At 64.9% G+C, this 1245-nt stretch carries 2 protein-coding genes; both read left to right on the forward strand.

The window, feature by feature from the left end; all coding sequences use genetic code 11:
- On the forward strand, positions 1-449 hold a 449-nt coding region (locus tag SYNGFB01_RS14580; RefSeq protein ID WP_048017589.1), incomplete at its 5' end, for a DDE transposase family protein.
- 208 nt (positions 450-657) lie between these two features.
- Positions 658-1245 (forward strand): ISAs1 family transposase (locus tag SYNGFB01_RS07720; protein ID WP_048017590.1); only part of this gene is annotated, 588 nt, incomplete at its 3' end.

Raw genomic sequence — 1245 nt, forward strand, 5'->3', positions numbered from 1 at the left:
AGCGCTTTGCAAAACGGCACCGTCAGACGCTCAACGAGCTGCTGGGCACTGATTTCGGCAAGTCGCCGTCGGATTCGACCTTCCGGTTGCTGCTGGCCCAGCTGGACGTGGCGGGTTTTGAAACCCTGCTGCGTGACTGGATGGCCGCCCAGCCCGGTGTGGCCGAGGAGCTCGACACCCTGGTCTGTGACGGCAAAACCCTACGGGGCTCCATCGACGAGACCGCTTCTGGCGCCGCGCGGTTCATCGCCCAGGTGAGCCTCTACTCCCAGAGCCTGGGTGTGGCGATTGCCCAGACCACCTACGCCACCGATGCCGGTGGCGAAATCCAGGCGCTGCGCCAGCTGCTGGAGGCGGTGGAGCTTGAGGGTGTGCTGGTGCAGGCCGGCGCGCTGCATGCCAACCGCCCTTTTTCCTGTACCTCGCCCAGCGGGGCGCCGAGTTCCTGATCGCCGTCAAACACAGCCGCCGCAAGGGGTTTCAGCTGATCAGAGATCGGCTCACATACGGCCGGCGAATCCCCTGGCGCACCAGCAAACGGGAAGTGAAACNGGGCCGTGACATCACCTGGACCCTCAGGGCCGCCTAAAAGTCTGTCTGCATAGGTCTTGGCTGGCCTGTCAGGATTGGTTTTGGTCAGCGGGATTTCCCCTTCCAATGGCCGAAACCCGTTCCGTCGCAGTCGATCAGGCTGTTCCGGATGACCTCATCAGCTTCCTCAAGGCGATCCCCGACGGCCGCTACCGCCGTGGTGTCCGCTACCCGCAGTGGTTCCTCCTGCTGGTGGCGGTGCTGGGGATCTTCAGTGGCTGCCGCAGCTCGCGGGATCTTGGGCGTTTCGCCCGTCGGCACCGGGAGGCTCTGAACCAGGCCCTCGGCCTCGACTACAAGCGCTGGCCTTCGGATGCCACCTTCCTGTACCTGTTCAACAAGTCCCACCTCCAGGAGTTCGGCCAGGTGCTGCAGGCCTGGATGATCAGCCAGATCCCTGGCGGCGCCGAGGGCCTGAATCAGTTNGTCTGCGACGGCAAGACCCTGCGCGGCTCCGCGCTCCAGAGCGGGGATGGCAGCTACCGCTTTGTCGCCCAGGTCACGGTCTACGCCCGTGCACTCGGCGTCGCCCTGGCCCAGAAGGCCTACGACACCAGTGATTCCAGCGAGCGTGCAGCCCTCAAGGAGCTGCTCAGCACCCTTGAGCTGGAGGGTGTTCTGATCCAGGCGGATGCGCTGCACACCACCCAGGCG

The organism is Synechococcus sp. GFB01, from assembly GCF_001039265.1.
Classification (GTDB): Bacteria; Cyanobacteriota; Cyanobacteriia; order PCC-6307; family Cyanobiaceae; genus NIES-981.